The following is a 16,872-nucleotide window of genomic DNA, read 5'->3' on the forward strand; positions in this document are numbered from 1 at the left end:
GCGGGTGATGCGGCGTGTCATCAGGGTGATGGCGGCCCAGGTGATGAGGGTTTCTGAGTGCTGGATGAGCAGGGCTTGATCAAGTTCCGTAGGCGTCCGGATCGTTGGTGATGCCCAGGATGGGGATTGCTCGTTGGGGTTCGTCGCGGATCGCCCGGGTGGTCTTGGCGATGTTGTCGGCTCCGAGGGTTTTCAGCACGCCGATGGCGAGGTTGCGGAGGGTCGCCATGGCCCGTGGTGCGGTTCCGGCGTGGACGGTGGAGGCGTCCTCGGCGAAGGTGACATCCCTGATGTGGTGCGAGGAGTTCTCCACGCCCCAGTGCCCGCGAATCGCGGCGGCCAGATCGGCGGGACCGGCTTGGTGGGCGTCGAGATTTGTGACGGCGTAGACACTCTCACGGGTCTCACGCCGGCCGGTCTGCTTGCGGCGGCGGTGGATGCGGATGGCCAGGCGGGCGTGGGGAAAGGCGATTCCGCCGAGTTTGTCGGCGATCGAGCAGGTCTTGATTGAGCGGGACTCGCGGCGTCCGTGTCCAGCCCCGGAGGCGGTGTGCTGGACGGCGATGTCCCGCCACGGCAGGGCCGCGAGCTGGCTGTGGGCGGTCGGCTGGTTGGTCTTGATCACGGCGATGTAGTGGGCCTTCTTGGTCTCGACCAGCCAGGAGATGTTCGCCTTGACCGAATGCAGGGCGTCGAAGGTGACAACGGCGCCGGCCAGGTCCAGCGGTGCCAGGAGCGGTTGGAAGTGCGTGGTTTCGTTCGTCTTCGCGCCGACCTCCACCTGAGCGAGGGTCACGACGGTGCCGTGCGTGACCGCTGAGAGCAGATGCCGGCGCGTCGCGGTGAGACGGGCTGATCCCTTGAGTGCTTTGCCGTCGACAGCGATCACGCGCGGCCGCCCGGACGCGGAGGGCGACGGTGCCTGGGTGGGCTCGGTGGCGGCGCGGTGCCGGTCGGCCAGGTAGGCGCCGACCGCCCGGTCCAGGGCGTCACCGTCAACAGCCCCCAGCACACGGCCGATCGTGGCCGGTGACGGAGTGCGCCGCCATCTGAGCAGGTGGCGCCGGATCCCGATCACTGCCAGGAGTGTGTTCGGGGCACGCTGGCCCCACTCGGCGAGTTCGTCGATGCTCCTGGCTCCCGAGACGACCGCGCAGGCACACACCAGCAGGATCGCGGTCAGCGAGTACCACCGGCCCCGCCGGGAGCGCGGGTCGGGCACCGAGTCGAAGTAGAGGCGCAGGTCAGCGATCCGACCGGCATCCAGCGGCCCCAGCTTCACCAGCACGGCGGGAATGGGAGAAGATACAGCGGCAGGCACGGGCCACCTCATGATCATCGGGCTTAGACACCACAATGATCACGAAGCCCGTGCCTGCCCTGTTATGCACCCCAACCGGTCACAACCCGACCAGCCGCACGCCCCCGGAACTTGCAACCGCCCTGCTGGATGAGCCGTTCGTAGTCGCGGGCATGCCGGCGGGCGTTCATGATCCAGGCCAGGAACCGTTCGACGACCCAGCGGCGGGGCAGGGTCACGTCCGCTGGAGTGGTGTATTGACGGCCACTCGGTGATCTCTTCTTTGAGGCTATGCGGTGAGTTCGGTCGGGAGGACGGTGTCGTCGGTTTCTGACTCGATCGGGTGGAGGAGGGCCTTGGCGAGTAGGTCGAGGCCCATGTAGCGGCGGGCTTCGGTCCACTCGTCGTTCTGCTCGGCCAGCACCGCGCCGACCAGGCGGATCAGGGCGGTGCGGTCGGGGAAGATGCCGACCACGTCGGTGCGACGCCGGATCTCCTTGTTCAGCCGCTCCTGCGGGTTGTTCGACCAGATCTGCCGCCAGATCTCACGCGGGAACGCGGTGAACGCCAGCAGGTCGTGCTGAGCGGCATCCAAGTGGGCTGCGGCCTTGGGGAACTTGGCCTCCAGCGCGTCCAGTACGTGTCGCATCTGGGCCTGGACGGCGTCGGCATCAGGCTGTTCGAAGACCGTCCGCAGCAGCGTGGCCACCCACGGCTGGGCAGACTTCGGCACCTGGCTCAGCAGATTTCGGGCGTAATGAGGCCGTAAGGAATCAACTTGTCGGCGTGTCGGGGTTGTTGGGGTTGTTGGGGTGGGCGGATGCGAGGAGGTCGGCGGCGGTGCGATAGCGGGTGGCAGATGGGGCAGGGAGGCGCCCGTCTGCCTCGATCAAGGGGCGGGTTTCGCGGATGACGTTGCCGATCAAAGACCTGCTCACATCGCCCAGCGCATCGGCCAGGATGTCCAGGGTGCACAGTTTCCGCAGGTAGAGGACGGTAAGAACGACGCGCTCACGGTTTCCGATCTTCTGAGGGAAGACACCGCCGCGGCTGCCGGACTGGCGGTCTGCGCCCCGGCGCTGGTGGGAGAGTCTTTCGATCTGTGCCGCCTGTCGCGGGGCAAGGCCCCGGATGAGGTCCTCCAGGTCGTCGCATGACATACCGGTCAGATTCGGGTGGGAGAGATCGGACATGATCCCGGTGCGGGACGGGGCCTGGGCCGTGTCGAGGAAGACCATCAGCGCCTCCGCCGTGGTGAAGCGGGTGGGGGCGTATCCCGGCTGGTGGCCGTGGTCCTCCAGAACGCGGCGGGTCTCGTGAACGAGGTGGCCGATGCAGGTGGGGGTGGTCTCGAGCATGTCGGCCAGCAGTTTCATCGAGCAGACCTGCCGCTGGTAGAGGAGGGTGAGCAGGACGCGGGCCGCATCGTCGAAGAGCGGCTTGCTGCCGCGGAGTTTGCCGGTGGCTCGGCGTTGACGGCCGCCGCGTTGCTCGCTGTAGCGTTCCTGGGCCCGGGCCCGCTGCAGTGGAGCCAACTCGGCGCATAGGGCGTCGAATTCGCTGGCGCCCAGCCCGGTCAGGCGGGGATCGTTCAGGCGGTCGAGGAGGGTGCCGCGGCGGTGGGCAACGCCGTTCGCCTCGCCGGTGGCAGGCCCGGCCTCCGGGGCGGCAGTGGGGTGGAGGGTGTAGTTCCACTGCCCATGAACTTCGTGTTTCTCCAGAGGCAGGGCGGCGAAGCGGTCGTTGCTGATCGCGATGCCGATGGGGTACTCGCCCGGGTCGAGGTGGGCCTCCACCGTCAGTCCGGCACGGGTGCGAGTGGCGGCGATGGTCTCCACCACGACGGTGTGGCTGGTCAGAGGCAGGGCTTGATCAAGTTCCGTGAGTGTCTGGGTTGTTGGTGATGCCCAGGATGGCGAGTGCTCGTTCGGGTTCGTGGCGGATGGCGCGGGTGGTCTTGGCGATGTTGTCGGCTCCGAGGGTCTTCAGGGTGCCGATGGCGAGGTTGCGGATGGTGGCCATGGCGCGGGGTGCGGTGCCGGTGTGAATGGTCGAGGCGTCCTCGGCGAACGTGACATCTCTGATGTAGTGGGAGGAATTTTCGATTCCCCAGTGCCCGCGGATGGCGGCGGCGAGGTCGGCGGGGCGGGTTTGACGGGCGGCGAGGCTGGTGACCGCGTAGACGTTCTCGCGGGTTTCGGGCCGGCCGGTGGGCTTGCGGCGGCGGTGGACCCGGATGGCGAGGTGGGCGTGGGGGAAAGCGATGCCGCCGAGGTTGTCGGCGATAGCGCAGGTCTTGATCGAGCGGGACTCGCGGCGGCCGTGGGCGGTGGCGGAGGCGGTGTGCTGGACCTTGATCGAGGTCCAGGGCAGGGCGGCGAGCTGGGCGTAGGCGGTGGGCTGGTTGGTCTTGATGACGGCGATGTAGTGGGCCTTCTTCGTCTCGACCAGCCAGGTGATGTTGGCCTTCACCGAGTGGAGGGCATCGAAGGTGACGACGGTGTCGGCGAGGTCGAGCGGTGCCAGCAGGGGTTTGAAGTGGCGCACTTCGTTGGTCTTCGCACCGACTTCGACCTGGGCAATCGTGGCGACGCGGTCGTGGGTGACCGCCGAGAGCAGGTGACGGCGCGGCGCGGCCAGGCGGGCTGAGCCCTTGAGGGCCTTGCCGTCCACGGCGATGACCTGCCGCGATCGGGTCTCGGGCACGTCCGCGGACGCGGTGATGCGGTGCCGGCCGGCCAGGTAGGCGCCCACAGCCTGGTCCAGGGCGTCGCCGTCAAGTGCCTGAAGGACGCGTCCGAGAGTGACCGGCTTGGGGCTGCGCCGCCAGCCGAGCAGGTGACGGCGTACCCCGAGGGATGCCAGCAGCGAGTTCGTGGCCCGCTCGCCGAACTCGGCGAGCTCGTCGATGCTCTTCGCGCCGCAGACAGCCGCGCAGGCACACACCAGCAAGATCGCCGTCAGCGAGTACCACCGGCCCCGGCGTGAGCGCGGATCCGGAACCGATTCAAGGTAGGGACGCAGGTCAGCGATCCGGTCCGCATCCAGCGGCCCCAGCTTCTCCAGCACGGCAGGGATAGGGGAAGATGCAACAGCAGGCACGGGACATCCTCGTGATCATCTGGCTTCGACACCACAATGATCACGAACCCCCGTGCCTGCTCTGCTATCCGCCCCTACCCGCTGATCGCCAACTCTCCACGCAAGCACGGAACTTGACGGAGCCACCGCCCAGGGGCTATCTCGCCGTACCCATCTAACCGTGAAGTTTTCCGGTCAGTAGCACCTGGATGGCTTGGACGGTGCGGCTGATGCGGCGAGTGGAGGAGCGTGTTCTGCGCATGATGCGCCAGGATTTGAGCCGGGCGAGGGCGCGTTCGCCGGGGGCTCGGAGCCGGGCGTGGTTGCGGTTGAACTGCTGGTGGTGCTCGGGCTGTTCGTGGTGGTGGTAGGACGGGGTGCGGAATGTGGCGTCGGTGCCTTGGTAGGCGCGGTCCGCCGGCACGAGGATCTGCCGGGTCGGGCAGGCCTGGACGATTTGCCGTGGGCGCGGGCCGCGGTCAGGTCGTGCGTGCGGCGGGGTGTCGCGCGGGAGAACCACAGCGGTGTGCCGTCAGGGCGGACGATGACCTGCACGTTCATGCCGTGCTTCTTGTGTTTCTGTGAGTAGTACGGCTGATCGGCGCGGACGCGGTCGGTGGGATCAGCGTGCCGTCAGCGATGACGTCATCGCCCTCACCGAGGCCGGTGAGGGCTTCATGGAAGCCTGGGGCCCAGGAAGCCAGCACCTCCAGGGCCACGTCCACGTAACGCCAGGCGGTGGCCTGCGATATCGCGAACCCGGCGCCGAGCTGGGCGAACGTCTCGTTCTTGCGCAGGTGGACCAGCGTGAGCAGTGCCTGGTCAAAGCAGCGGAGCTTCCGCCAGCGGGTGTTACGTGCGCGGCGGTGCTCGCACAGCAGCCAGGCAGCGTGCTCAACGAGCTCATGCGGGACGTCGAGCGTGGCAGGATACGGAACCAGCAGGGCCCCTTCGGTCGACGGTGTGCTGAGTGGAATCACCACGCCAACGACGAGGGGCCCTGCCTCGTCACCACACCCACTGACTCGGCAGCTGTAGTTCTTGATCGTTGACGGATTCGTGCTGGTGAGCGGCCTGATGGGGTGCCCGCGGGAACGAGTACGGCCACCGCGATGATGATCGTCTGTGACAACAGATCAGGACGCGGTGGCCGTGGGCGCCACGATAGCCGGTGGGGTGTGGAGCGAGTGTTTCAGGGCGGCGATGGCGGCGGTGGCCGCCTGCTTCCCGCGACGGGAGTCGCGGCTGCTGGCCAGGGACATGGCCGAGGCGATGCTGACGGGGCTCGAGACCCGCAACTGCTGGACGCTCGCTGAGGCGTTGGGGCACGCGTCGCCGTCCCGGCTGCAGCACTTCTTGTCCCGCGGCGTGTGGGATCACGACGCCGTGCGCGACCGGACGGCCACCTGGGCGGCCGGTGAACTCGCGGATGACGACGCCGTGTTGATCGTGGACGAGACGGGGGACGAGAAGTCCTCCACCGACGCCGTCGGGGCGGCAAGGCAATACTCCGGTGCGCTGGGCGGGATCGGTCTGTGCCAGGTCGCCGTCCATCTCACCTACGCCTCCGCACGTGGCCATGCCCCGATCGACCGGGCCCTGTACCTGGGCGCCGACTGGGCCGCCGACGAAGAACGCCGCCTGCTCACCCACGTCCCCGACGACGTGGACTTCGCCACCAAGCCCGAACTTGCTGCCGCCATGCTCACCCGGGCCCGACAGCTGGGCCTGCGTGCACGCTGGTTCGCCGGCGACGAGGTCTACGGCGGGCGCGAACTGCGCCGCAGTGCTCGCCGGCTCGGCTTCGACTACGCCCTGTCGGTCCGCGCCGATCACCAGGTCACCACCCCGGGTGGCCGCTTCACCGCGACCACCCTGGCCGCACGGCTGCCCCGGCGGGCATGGATGCGGATGCTCACCGGTCACGGCCTGAAGGGCGACCGCCACTACGACTGGACCTGGACCGACATCCAGAGCGACGACGCCCCCGACACCGAGGACGACGGGACATCCGTCCTGGTCGTGCGCCGACACCGCTTCACCGGCGAACTCTCCTTCTACCGCTGCTACTCCACCCGACCCGTCACCCTTGCCGGCCTCATACACATCATCTGCACCAGATGGCAGGTCGAAGAGGACTTCCAGCTGGCCAAGGGCGTCACCGGACTCGACCAGGGCCAGACGACCTGCTGGAACTCCTGGATGCGTTGGACCCTGATCAGCATCCTGGCCACCGCCGTCCTGGCCGTCACCCGCGCCCGCACCGCGACCACCACCATGGCCGTCGGCCTCATCCCGGTCAGCGCACGCGAGCTGCTGACCATCCTGCGGGCAACCACCCTGCCCCCGCTCCGCCACGACATCGGCCATGTCCTGCACTGGTCCGCCTGGCGACGCCGTCACCAGGCCATCGCGCAAGCCTGCCACCGGCGCTGGAACAACGTCACCGCCGCCGCGACCACATGACACCACCATGACGATCAAGAACTACAGCTGCCGGGACTGACCAGCCCATTTCACCCGCCAGCACAGGCAGGGTCCCTTGCATGATCGAGGTCTGTCCGGATTCATCCGGTGAGGCCGAGGGCGGCCAGGGGCCTTCGCCAGTCGCGGGCGGTGTGACGTAGGGCAGCGGCGATGTTGGTGTGGCCGTCCTGGCGGTGGACGCCGATGGCGAGGTTGCGCAGGCCGGCCATGATGCGCGGGAGATGGCCGGCATGGATCTTGGAGTCGTCCTCGCGGAACGTGCGGTCGCGGACGTGGTGCAGAAGATTTTCGATCTTCCAGTGCCCTCTGATCCAGTCGGCGAGCTGGGCGCCGGTAGCCGCGCCGGGCGGCAGGCTGGTGATCAGGTAGACGCGCTCGATGGTGAGCTTGCCGGTGGTGAAGTCCGCCCTCCAGCGCACGACTTGCAGGGCCTGGCGTGCGTCGGGGTAGTCGAGGTGGGCGAAGGCGGCGGTCTTCAGCCGCCGGATCTCCAGGCGGTGGTGGGCCCGGGTGCGGTCGTAGTGGTCGAGCGTGATCTCGCGCCAGGGCAGGCGGCGGACGCGGTCGAAGAGACCGGGATGGTTGGCCTTGACCTGGGCGATGTAGTGGGCACCGCGCTCGCGGAGGTAGGTGCCGTGAGCGTGCTGGGTGTGCAGGGCGTCGGCGGTGATGACCGTGCCGGTCAGGTCGACGCTGTCCAGCAGGGGCCGGAAGGCGGGGATCTCGTTGCTCTTGTCAGCGACCTGGCGCTGGGCCAGGACGTGACCGGTGTGGTCCATCGCGGCGAGCAGGGTGACGTGCCCGGTGACGTGGGTGCGCGAGCCGCGCAGGGCCTTGCCGTCAACGGCGACCGCCCGCAGTCCGGGGCCGGCCGGGGTGGCGCGGGCGGTGAGGAAGTCGCCGATCGCCCGGTCCAGGGCGTCGCCGTCAAGTTGGACGAGCAGACGGCGCAGGGTGTGGGGGTGCGGGACGGACACGGTGCCGGAGAGCGGGTCGGTGGGGAAGCCGAGAACCCGGCAGGCCCACGCGGGGACGTCGCTGATCCATTCCGTGATCGCGGTGAGCGAGCGGGCACCGGCCAGGACGCTCGCCGCGGCCGCGGCGACCAGAGCGGACAACCGGTAGCGGCGGCCACGGACGCCTCGCGGGTCAGGCACCAGATCCAGGAAGCCGGACAGTGCGACCGCGTCCGCCAGCGGGACCGGCGCGGCAGTCCGGCCCAATTGGGCCAGCGCGGTGGGCATGGGAGAAGATGCAGGAGCAGGCACGGACTCGCCAGGTGTTCATGGGACTTCGACACTCACATGATCACTGAGACCGTGCCTGCACTGCGTCCGCCCCCGCCCGAACCGGGATGTCCCCTCCAAGGACGGGCCAGCACGGCACTCCGGACGAAACGCGATCATGCAACGGCCCCTGCCAGCACAGGATGAAAGAGGCTCACTGACCGCTGGTCATGGGCGGGCGCTGCGCTCGCTCCCGGCAGGCGGACCGCGTCGCCGGTTTGCGCGTCTAACTTCCGCCCGCCGTTGGCTGGAGTCGGAACTGGGAAAAATGAGATCTCAGCAACGTGAACCAGGATTCATCTCGACCCGTAGCCCTGGGTAAGAGAGTCTTCCGGCGCCATCCCCCAACCGATGGAGCAGTACATCGGGTGTACGTCAGGATCCGCCTCTCTCACCTTCCTTCAAAACTGGCAAGGCGGACTTCACTGGGCAAAACATCCTCCCAGAGATTCGCTGCCTACTCAACCGCGAGTTGCAGGACAGGTTTCAAGCAGAAGTTTTCCGCGACTTCCGGACAGTCGACCAGAAGGAGATATATCATGCGTAAGCGCCTTGTGCGACTCGCGACTGCGGGCGCGGCAACTGCGGGAATAGCCCTCACGGCGGTACTCGGAACCGCTGGCGACGCTGCTGCCTCGACGGTTCCCGTCGGCCACGTGAAGCTGTGCGCCGGGGGCAACTATAAGGTCTATGTCGTCTGGTCCAAGGGCACGGCTTCCTCGGACGACGATGTGCAGATTTCCTCTGTGATTGCGCCCGGTACCTGCACCGGGGACATAGCGCTCAAGGAGTCGGACCCTGAACTCCCGACCTCTGTTGACCCTCTCTATGTGAGGGGCGTGTACAACACGTCCAACAATACTTTCCTGGCTGGCGTCGCTTTCTACGACGGCGGCACGTCGGGCCTGGGAATCACCGCCAAGGGAACGACAGTGAATGCAGGTGCGGGCGCCTATATCACCACGTGGTGACACACAGGTAGCACCGCTGAAGCACTTTGGGCCCCCTCTCCGTATGGTGAGGGGGCCCGCGGTCCACTCCGCATCCCGGGGGAACCTCACCCTGACGATTCAGCCTGTAGCTGTTCTCAATTGCCGCCCGACTTCTCATCACCGGACGTCGTCTGCCCTGTTGCGGTCCCAACCGTTGAACCTTCCATCACTGCAGAGCGTAGTGGTGGCGAGCAACGATCAAGGGAAATGAATCGATGCGGCAGCGGCCAGCGTTACCACGGCAATCTCGATGTGCGGGACTACTTGGAGTCGTCATGGACTTCACGCAATCCGACTCCCGTGAGGAACTGGGCTGGTTGCGACGCGCGGCGGCACGGTCGCTGCCCACGCCAGCGCCCGTAGGGCGGTATTCGCCTGTCCAACGCGCCGGAACTCTCAGGCCCCGTGTCTCCCCGAGCGCGCGCAGACACCGGTAGCGGGCCATGACTTCCCGCCATGGGGTGTCGCGCTTGACGCTGGTGCCGAACTGTTCGATAACAATGAAAGGCGTCTTTTATGCCTCATCAAGCTGTTGGATCTCAGATTTCGCGGCGAAGCCTCGTGACCGCTGCCGGCTTAAGCACGGCCGCGGCCCTGACAGGCATCTCGGTCGGTGCAAAGCCCGCCCGCGCTGTAACGGCTGGATCCACACGACAGCGGGTCGTGGTGATCGGAGGTGGTATCGCGGGCGTTGCGACTGCTTGGCTGCTCGACGGCCAGTACGACGTGACACTGTTAGAAGCGGCATCCTCGTTGGGCGGTCACGCAACCAGTATGGCTGTCGACGTCGATGGCCACCACGGGATGGTGGACATCGGGGCACAGTTCTTCGGGCCGTACTCCCATCCGATCTACAACAAGCTCGTGACGTCGGTTCTGCAGGTGCCGACAGTGCCGAATCAGTTGGACAACACCGTCTTCCAGTACGGGGTGCCCACCCCTCTCATGGTGTCGCCCAGCGCTGACCGGCCCATTACCGATCTGCTGCAGTATCTGCCGGCACTGCAGGCAGTGGCGGAACTGATGGACAGAGCCAGAGATCTTGAGGAACGCCGAGACTGGACCACCAGCGTCGCTGATCTTGTCGAGGCGATGCCGACTGACGAAACGCTGAAAGAGAGCTTTGTCTACCCGTACGTGGCTTCGGTGAACGGCGCCACGATCAGTCAGGTCAAGGAATTTTCGGCGCGGGCGGCGCTGGCACTCGCCGTCCGTCCGCTGGTCGGCGACAAAACCGAATACGTCAATGCTCGCGACGGGCTGCAGTCGGTCGTTTCGGCCCTGTCTAACGAATTCACCAGCGTCACCACTCTGGTCGTCACGCGGGCCGTCGGACTTCTCCGCATCGGAAACCAGTATAGAATCACCGATTCTCAGGGACGCGTTCATCTCGCGGATCAGGTCGTTCTCGCTCTTCCCCCCGAGCCCGCCGCAGCCCTGGTAGCACAGCTGCCTCAAGCCGATGCGCTCACCAGTGCATACAGCCGCTTCCGCTACATGCCGGCGCGAATCGCTATCCATCGGGACCCGGTCTACATGCCTGCTTCTCCAGCGGACTGGTCTTCCTTCAACATCACCCGTGACGGTGAGTTCTGCGAGGCATCGATCTCCTACGCGCGGCTGCGCGGTGATATCCCCGTCTACAAGAGCTGGGTGTTGCACCGACGCGAGGAGCCGAAGCAGTTGCTGGCCAGCATGGATTTCCGTCATCCCTTGATCACACCCGACTTCGTTCAGGCGCAGGGGGACCTGCAACGCTGCAATGGCGATGACGGACTGTGGTTCGCTGGCAGCCACGTCTTCGATGTGGACAGCCAGGAGAGTGCCCTCTACTCCGCGCTCATGATCGCAACGAAGCTGGCGCCAGCGTCGCCGAACCGATTGCGGCTGGGCACGCTGCCAACGTCACCCGCTACTCCCTGAATGCTCTCCGAGCCACCCGACGAAACAACCCACGCACGTGTGGCCGCTCGCTCCGAGTCGTCACTGAGCTCGGACCCACACCAGGTCCAGTCACCGGGGACACCTTCTGCCCGGCCCCTACAGGGGCCGGGCAGAAGAGGGCTTCCATGATCATTAAGACCTACTCCTCCAAAGCTGCGGGAGTTCTGCCCGCACTCGTGCGTCAGAGGCACGAACCGGGCCTGGGAGGCTAAAGGCCAGCACTGTTCTGCAGGCCGCCTGCTAGCCTCGATCTTTCTTGACGGTCCGCCAACTCCGTCAGCGGACCGTCAAGAAAGATCGAGGCTAGGGGCCGCCGCCTTAAGTGATGGAAGCGTCGCCATAACGCCACCCAAGCAAAGATCCACTGCCTCGGCGAGCGGGCCATGGCCACGATCTCAAGGGCTGGCGCCTTCTGCGGAATCCCCACTGCAGCACCAGCCGAATCGCCAACCTCATGAAAGCCGTCTTGGTCCTTCGAAATGCATCAGCGCGAGGTGGGGGGACGCTTACTCATCATCTCGTCAGGGTCTGCAGAAGGCCAAGGCCAACACGCGAGCCGGATCGGCCTCACCTTTCGCTATCACCCTAGGTTCCGCGCCTTCGAAGTGTTCGGTCGTGAAGGCGCCGGAGAAGTAGCAGCCAGCACTCCCTGACTCCCCGGCGAGACGGGTCGAACAACCAATGTCCCGGGAGTTCTTGGTAGAGTAATTGCGGCCGCACTGGCAACAGATGAGGAATGAGGAAGTATTGAATCGTGCACCACGGAAGACGATTGCATCCCTAGCTCTCTGAACTTTAGGGCACGCGCAGATGTCCCGAATCTTCCTTCACGTTGCGCCTGAATGTCTTGTGCGGCGGAGAGCACGTTGAAATCGCGATGCACGACCGAATCATCTACGATCAACTCCTTTGCCTGTTTCGGGTCGTAGAGCTTATATTTGTTTATTCCGTCACGTCGAAATACGTCTAGAATCGCATACGCATGTCTATTCGTCAGTTCCGAACTTGCGACTCGGTCCGACGTGCCTCCAGTGACAGGCTGTCCGGCAGCGAGGGACTCGTTGACGAATTTCAGTTGCGCACTCCTATCGACCTCTCCGCGATCGATAGCTGAACCACGCCCCGAAGAATTTCCCCTCTCAATGAAGACTGCCGCACTTTTGACTCCTATGTCCTCGAATCCGCGATCAATTATCTCCCCCTCCATGTTGTCATAAGAATATCCAAGGGGGCTGCTGCCCAACTTGGCCAATCCTAACGGAGGTTTCCGGGGAGTCGGCCGAAGCCGATGCGGAGAAACTGCTGTGGTCACCCCGGGACTCCGCAAGGCTCACGAATTCATGGCGCCCGGTGTCGTGGTGACAGTCGGTCACTTCATGAAGGAAGGGTAATTTCGGCCTGCGATGATTCAGCTTCTCTAACTAACGAGGCGGCGTCCGGGCTGGCCGGCATCGGACTCTTCCCGCCAATGCATGTGCGCCCGCCGTCTCCCCTGGCGTTCGCCAACTCGTGGGCCTTCCGCATGAAACGCTAGACGGTGCTGTCACGTTATTGCGTGGGAGTTGGCCGAGGGCGTATCGGGGTGTGGTCGGCCGGGCCGGGGGTGGTGGTTCAGGCTTTGGTGGGCAGAGCAGTGTTATCGGTGACGTGGTCCTAGATTCTGAAGCGGAGGGTCATTTCGAAGCGGTGCTGAGCGGCGGTCATCCGGTGGCGGTGGGGCTGGAAGATAGACAGCGAAGTTGACAACGTATCGGAGAAGGGAAAGCCCGTGGACGGCGCTTCCGGAATTCACGCCCAGTGGCCTCCCGCCCGGCCGGACCAGCGGTCGCGGGAATTGGGTCAGGCAGACATGCAGCTGCGGCAGCAGGCCGCGTTGCGGGAGCTGGCAGCCATGAGCGCGCACCACCCGGTGGGTCCGCCCGCTCCGCTCCCACAGCCCGACGCGCAACGTTTCGTACCATGTGATGCTTCGCCCTGCGACAACGCGGCGATTACGTACCAGAGGGAGGCGGAGTACTTTGACGCCGCTCTGGCGCGTCACATCATCAACCACCGCCCGGAGGTCACTCATCAGATGCGCAAGGTGGCCTGGGCAGCCTGGAACCTTGTGCGCAAGACCGATCCCGCCAGGCTCACCAAGTTCGGTGAGGACAACGCGGATCACGCGGGCGCCGTGGGTTGCAACCTAAAGGTCCTCGAGAAAGTGGCGCTTTCCGGCAACCTCAGAGAAACCGTGGGCTTTCTCCTCACAGGTGAGCGCAACAAGGCGTTCAAGAGACTAACGAAGTTCTCGAGCCGAAAGCTCCTGGAAGAGCACCGCGCCGATCGTCAGAAAGTACCCGTCGTGCCGCAGCGCAAGCTGCTCAGTGAGGTGTGTCCGCCTCTTTCCGAGGCCGAGTCAAGAGGTTCGCTCCAGTCATCCCCGGACAGTCCCTCTTACGTCGAGTGGCGGAGGGGCGAGCAGTTCCTCACCCTTCGGCTCACTAACCAGATTCACGTGAATGCCGAGCCCACCGGAGGACTTGTCACTACGGGGTTGTCTGGATCGGCCATGGTCCTTCTTCAGATCGCCCAACTGGCCAAAGATCAGGGTACGGAGGGAATCGACCTCGAGCTCGTCCGGCTGGCCGCCCTCGCCGTTTTCGTGGAGCACGGCCACCACACCGCCCACGAGGTCCTCCTCAGCGCACACATGTGGGCCGTTGACACAGGCTCGGCACAGAAGCTGCCGTACGACGACACCTACCGCCGCTACCGTTCAATTTCCCCGCTCACCGAGAAAGAACTACGCAACGTCGCCAGGAACTCACAGTTCCCCGACGAACTGATGAACCCTCCGGCAGTCCCCCCAACTATTCAGCGCCCTGCTCAACAACCATTTCCCGGTGTCTACCACTCAGTCCAGCCGACATACGCCTCCACGCATGCGCGAAGGTGATGTCGCCTCCGGCATAGTGATGTTGGGATGCTTAAGGCTCGCAGAGAATCAATATGCGTGTTTAACCTCGATCTTTCGTCAGGGCAGGGCTCCGTCAAGTTCCGTGCTTGCGTGGAGGGTTGACGATCAGGCTGGTAGGGGCGGATAGCAGAGCAGGCACGGGGGTTCGTGATCATTGTGGTGTCGAAGCCAGATGATCACGAGGATGTCCCGTGCCTGCTGTTGCATCTTCCCCTATCCCTCAGGGGCCGTTGCATGATCGCGTTTCGTCCGGAGTGCCGTGCTGGCCCGTCCTTGGAGGGGACATCCCGGTTCGGGCGGGGGCGGACGCAGTGCAGGCACGGTCTCAGTGATCATGTGAGTGTCGAAGTCCCATGAACACCTGGCGAGTCCGTGCCTGCTCCTGCATCTTCTCCCATGCCCACCGCGCTGGCCCAATTGGGCCGGACTGCCGCGCCGGTCCCGCTGGCGGACGCGGTCGCACTGTCCGGCTTCCTGGATCTGGTGCCTGACCCGCGAGGCGTCCGTGGCCGCCGCTACCGGTTGTCCGCTCTGGTCGCCGCGGCCGCGGCGAGCGTCCTGGCCGGTGCCCGCTCGCTCACCGCGATCACGGAATGGATCAGCGACGTCCCCGCGTGGGCCTGCCGGGTTCTCGGCTTCCCCACCGACCCGCTCTCCGGCACCGTGTCCGTCCCGCACCCCCACACCCTGCGCCGTCTGCTCGTCCAACTTGACGGCGACGCCCTGGACCGGGCGATCGGCGACTTCCTCACCGCCCGCGCCACCCCGGCCGGCCCCGGACTGCGGGCGGTCGCCGTTGACGGCAAGGCCCTGCGCGGCTCGCGCACCCACGTCACCGGGCACGTCACCCTGCTCGCCGCGATGGACCACACCGGTCACGTCCTGGCCCAGCGCCAGGTCGCTGACAAGAGCAACGAGATCCCCGCCTTCCGGCCCCTGCTGGACAGCGTCGACCTGACCGGCACGGTCATCACCGCCGACGCCCTGCACACCCAGCACGCTCACGGCACCTACCTCCGCGAGCGCGGTGCCCACTACATCGCCCAGGTCAAGGCCAACCATCCCGGTCTCTTCGACCGCGTCCGCCGCCTGCCCTGGCGCGAGATCACGCTCGACCACTACGACCGCACCCGGGCCCACCACCGCCTGGAGATCCGGCGGCTGAAGACCGCCGCCTTCGCCCACCTCGACTACCCCGACGCACGCCAGGCCCTGCAAGTCGTGCGCTGGAGGGCGGACTTCACCACCGGCAAGCTCACCATCGAGCGCGTCTACCTGATCACCAGCCTGCCGCCCGGCGCGGCTACCGGCGCCCAGCTCGCCGACTGGATCAGAGGGCACTGGAAGATCGAAAATCTTCTGCACCACGTCCGCGACCGCACGTTCCGCGAGGACGACTCCAAGATCCATGCCGGCCATCTCCCGCGCATCATGGCCGGCCTGCGCAACCTCGCCATCGGCGTCCACCGCCAGGACGGCCACACCAACATCGCCGCTGCCCTACGTCACACCGCCCGCGACTGGCGAAGGCCCCTGGCCGCCCTCGGCCTCACCGGATGAATCCGGACAGACCTCGATCATGCAAGGGACCCTGCCCTATCCCTGCCGTGCTGGAGAAGCTGGGGCCGCTGGATGCGGACCGGATCGCTGACCTGCGTCCCTACCTTGAATCGGTTCCGGATCCGCGCTCACGCCGGGGCCGGTGGTACTCGCTGACGGCGATCTTGCTGGTGTGTGCCTGCGCGGCTGTCTGCGGCGCGAAGAGCATCGACGAGCTCGCCGAGTTCGGCGAGCGGGCCACGAACTCGCTGCTGGCATCCCTTGGAGTACGCCGTCACCTGCTCGGCTGGCGGCGCAGCCCCAAGCCGGTCACTCTCGGACGCGTCCTTCAGGCACTTGACGGCGACGCCCTGGACCAGGCTGTGGGCGCCTACCTGGCCGGCCGGCACCGCATCACCGCGTCCGCGGACGTGCCCGAGACCCGATCGCGGCAGGTCATCGCCGTGGACGGCAAGGCCCTCAAGGGCTCAGCCCGCCTGGCCGCGCCGCGCCGTCACCTGCTCTCGGCGGTCACCCACGACCGCGTCGCCACGATTGCCCAGGTCGAAGTCGGTGCGAAGACCAACGAAGTGCGCCACTTCAAACCCTGCTGGCACCGCTCGACCTCGCCGACACCGTCGTCACCTTCGATGCCCTCCACTCGGTGAAGGCCAACATCACCTGGCTGGTCGAGACGAAGAAGGCCCACTACATCGCCGTCATCAAGACCAACCAGCCCACCGCCTACGCCCAGCTCGCCGCCCTGCCCTGGACCTCGATCAAGGTCCAGCACACCGCCTCCGCCACCGCCCACGGCCGCCGCGAGTCCCGCTCGATCAAAACCTGCGCTATCGCCGACAACCTCGGCGGCATCGCTTTCCCCACGCCCACCTCGCCATCCGGGTCCACCGCCGCCGCAAGCCCACCGGCCGGCCCGAAACCCGCGAGAACGTCTACGCGGTCACCAGCCTCGCCGCCCATCAAACCCGCCCCATCGACCTCGCCGCCGCCATCCGCGGGCACTGGGGAATCGAAAATTCCTCCCACTACATCAGAGATGTCACGTTTGCCGAGGACGCCTCGACCATTCACACCGGCACCGCACCCCGCGCCATGGCCACCATCCGCAACCTCGCCATCGGCACCCTGAAGACCCTCGGAGCCGACAACATCGCCAAGACCACCCGCGCCATCCGCCACGAACCCGAACGATCACTCGCCATCCTGGGCATCACCAACAACCCAGACACTCACGGAACTTGATCAAGCCCTGCCGCTTCCCTC

11 protein-coding genes and 4 pseudogenes are annotated in these 16,872 nt (G+C 66.0%); 7 read left to right on the top strand and 8 right to left on the bottom strand.

The window, feature by feature from the left end; genetic code table 11:
* Nucleotides 1-79 precede the first annotated feature (79 nt).
* The 6 genes and pseudogenes from OG568_RS61005 to OG568_RS61030 form a co-directional block, all read right to left on the bottom strand.
* Nucleotides 80-1,288, bottom strand: a complete 1,209-nt coding sequence (locus tag OG568_RS61005) for an ISAs1 family transposase (RefSeq protein ID WP_329538436.1) — start codon at nucleotides 1,286-1,288, stop codon at nucleotides 80-82.
* 158 nt (nucleotides 1,289-1,446) lie between these two features.
* Nucleotides 1,447-1,542 (bottom strand): annotated as a pseudogene (locus tag OG568_RS61010) (IS5 family transposase); the annotation flags it as partial.
* A gap of 47 nt (nucleotides 1,543-1,589) precedes the next feature.
* A pseudogene (locus tag OG568_RS61015) lies at nucleotides 1,590-2,066 on the bottom strand (transposase); the annotation flags it as partial.
* Between the two features lie 7 nt (nucleotides 2,067-2,073).
* Nucleotides 2,074-3,255: pseudogene (locus OG568_RS61020) on the bottom strand (ISAzo13-like element transposase-related protein); the annotation flags it as partial.
* Entirely contained in the window at nucleotides 3,173-4,369 is a 1,197-nt protein-coding gene (locus tag OG568_RS61025) for an ISAs1 family transposase (RefSeq protein WP_329538531.1), read from the bottom strand. The pseudogene OG568_RS61020 and the gene OG568_RS61025, both read right to left, overlap by 83 nt.
* 187 nt (nucleotides 4,370-4,556) lie before the next feature.
* A pseudogene (locus OG568_RS61030) lies at nucleotides 4,557-5,364 on the bottom strand (transposase family protein).
* Between the two features lie 142 nt (nucleotides 5,365-5,506).
* On the opposite strand from OG568_RS61030, the gene OG568_RS61035 reads away from it, so the two are divergent.
* Entirely contained in the window at nucleotides 5,507-6,847 is a 1,341-nt protein-coding gene (locus OG568_RS61035) for an IS701 family transposase (protein WP_329533973.1), read from the top strand.
* 101 nt (nucleotides 6,848-6,948) lie between these two features.
* Here OG568_RS61035 and OG568_RS61040 read toward each other — a convergent pair whose 3' ends face one another.
* A complete protein-coding gene (locus tag OG568_RS61040; RefSeq protein ID WP_329538532.1) occupies nucleotides 6,949-8,112 on the bottom strand; it encodes an ISAs1 family transposase in 1,164 nt (387 codons plus the stop codon).
* Nucleotides 8,113-8,693: 581 nt separating this feature from the next.
* Here OG568_RS61040 and OG568_RS61045 point away from each other — a divergent pair.
* The 5 genes from OG568_RS61045 (at nucleotide 8,694) to OG568_RS61065 (ending at nucleotide 16,256) form a co-directional block, all read left to right on the top strand.
* On the top strand, nucleotides 8,694-9,125 hold the full coding sequence (locus tag OG568_RS61045) for a hypothetical protein (RefSeq protein ID WP_329538533.1): 432 nt from the start codon (nucleotides 8,694-8,696) through the stop codon (nucleotides 9,123-9,125).
* A 582-nt stretch (nucleotides 9,126-9,707) separates the two neighbouring features.
* Nucleotides 9,708-11,069: an FAD-dependent oxidoreductase gene (locus OG568_RS61050; RefSeq protein WP_329538534.1), complete on the top strand. Its 1,362-nt coding sequence runs from the start codon at nucleotides 9,708-9,710 to the stop codon at nucleotides 11,067-11,069.
* Nucleotides 11,070-12,858: 1,789 nt separating this feature from the next.
* Nucleotides 12,859-14,028: a hypothetical protein gene (locus OG568_RS61055; RefSeq protein ID WP_329538535.1), complete on the top strand. Its 1,170-nt coding sequence runs from the start codon at nucleotides 12,859-12,861 to the stop codon at nucleotides 14,026-14,028.
* Between the two features lie 417 nt (nucleotides 14,029-14,445).
* Nucleotides 14,446-15,609, top strand: coding sequence for an ISAs1 family transposase (locus OG568_RS61060; protein ID WP_329538532.1), 1,164 nt, complete (start codon nucleotides 14,446-14,448; stop codon nucleotides 15,607-15,609).
* 47 nt (nucleotides 15,610-15,656) lie between these two features.
* Nucleotides 15,657-16,256 carry a transposase family protein gene (locus OG568_RS61065; RefSeq protein WP_329538536.1) on the top strand — a complete coding sequence of 200 codons (600 nt, stop codon included), beginning with the start codon at nucleotides 15,657-15,659 and terminating at the stop codon, nucleotides 16,254-16,256.
* A 76-nt stretch (nucleotides 16,257-16,332) separates the two neighbouring features.
* Here OG568_RS61065 and OG568_RS61070 read toward each other — a convergent pair whose 3' ends face one another.
* Nucleotides 16,333-16,611, bottom strand: coding sequence for a hypothetical protein (locus OG568_RS61070; protein WP_329538537.1), 279 nt, complete (start codon nucleotides 16,609-16,611; stop codon nucleotides 16,333-16,335).
* Between the two features lie 90 nt (nucleotides 16,612-16,701).
* Between OG568_RS61070 and OG568_RS61075 the strand changes: the two genes are divergently transcribed.
* Nucleotides 16,702-16,851 (top strand): hypothetical protein, encoded by a 150-nt coding sequence (locus OG568_RS61075; RefSeq protein WP_329538538.1) that lies wholly within the window; start codon nucleotides 16,702-16,704, stop codon nucleotides 16,849-16,851.
* Nucleotides 16,852-16,872: the final 21 nt, after the last annotated feature.

The organism is Streptomyces sp. NBC_01450, assembly GCF_036227505.1.
GTDB lineage: Bacteria > Actinomycetota > Actinomycetes > Streptomycetales > Streptomycetaceae > Streptomyces.

What these genes read in the sequence shown, in the direction of transcription:
- OG568_RS61045 (WP_329538533.1), top strand. Translation starts at nt 8,694, where the DNA reads ATGCGTAAGCGCCTTGTGCGACTCGCGACTGCGGGCGCGGCAACTGCG.
- OG568_RS61075 (WP_329538538.1), top strand. Translation starts at nt 16,702, where the DNA reads ATGGCCACCATCCGCAACCTCGCCATCGGCACCCTGAAGACCCTCGGA.
- OG568_RS61060 (WP_329538532.1), top strand. Translation starts at nt 14,446, where the DNA reads ATGCCCACCGCGCTGGCCCAATTGGGCCGGACTGCCGCGCCGGTCCCG.
- OG568_RS61040 (WP_329538532.1), bottom strand. Translation starts at nt 8,112, where the DNA reads ATGCCCACCGCGCTGGCCCAATTGGGCCGGACTGCCGCGCCGGTCCCG.